A 1,017-nucleotide genomic window follows, 5' to 3' on the forward strand; every position below is an offset into this window, starting at 1 on the left:
GGGGGCCCGTGCCGGTCCGCTCCGGGCTCCGGGGGGCGCCGCCCGTGCCGGGGGTGGCGCCCGTGCCGCCGGGACCCTGCGCGCAGACCGCCTCGGCGGCGGCGAGGTCGCAGCCGCCCGCGAACACCGAAAGCCGCCGCAGGACCGCGCGTTCGTCCCCGTCCAGCAGGTCCCACGACCAGTCGACCACCGCGCGCAGCGTCTGCTGCCGCGGCAGCACGGTGCGGCTGCCCCGGCTCAGCAGCCGGAAGCGGTCGTCGAGCCGGTCCGCGATCTGGCGCGGCGACATCGCGCGCAGCCGGGCGGCGGCCAGTTCGATGGCCAGGGGCAGCCCGTCGAGCCTGCGGCAGATCTCCCCCACCGCGACCGGGTCCTCCTCCGCCGCGAAGTCGGGCCGTACGGCGCGGCCGCGCTCCGCGAACAGCCGGAACGCCGCGTCCGTGGCGAGCGGCCCGACGGGGCGCACCACCTCCCCCGGCACGCCCAGCGGCTCGCGGCTGGTGGCGATGACCGTCAGCCCCGGGCAGCGGGTCAGGAGCACCTCCGCGACCTCGGCCGCGGCGCCGACCACGTGCTCGCAGTTGTCCAGTACGAGCAGCATGCGCCGCCGCCCCAGGTGCTCGGCGAGCAGGGCCAGGGGCTCGCCCGCGCGCGGGTCGGCGGCGCGCAGTTCCTCGGCGCCCGCGCCGCGCAGCACCGTCTCGCGTGCCCCGATCGCGGTCAGGACGGCCTCGGGCACGGTGCCGGGATCGTCGACGGGGGCGAGTTCGGCGAGCCACACGCCGTCGGGGTGGGCGGGGGCGGCCGCTTCCGCCGCCTCCTGCGACAGCCGGGTCTTCCCCGCGCCGCCGGGCCCGAGCAGCGTGACGAGGCGGGCGCGCGCGAGGTCCGCGTGGAGGTCCCGGATCTCCCGCTCGCGGCCGACGAAGGACGTCAGGCGGGCGCGCAGATTGCCGGGCACGGCGGGCGCCGGGGAAGCGGGTGCGGCGGCGGCCGGGCCCCCGGCGGGGCTCGCGG

General features: G+C 79.8%; 1 protein-coding gene. It reads right to left on the reverse strand.

Going from position 1 to position 1,017, the window contains the following annotated elements; genetic code table 11:
• Positions 1-1,017, reverse strand: a 1,017-nt coding sequence (locus tag L1885_RS28725) for an ATP-binding protein (RefSeq protein WP_235800058.1), incomplete at both ends; no start/stop codon positions are given.

The organism is Streptomyces fuscigenes (assembly GCF_021556455.1).
Taxonomy (GTDB): domain Bacteria; phylum Actinomycetota; class Actinomycetes; order Streptomycetales; family Streptomycetaceae; genus Streptomyces; species Streptomyces fuscigenes.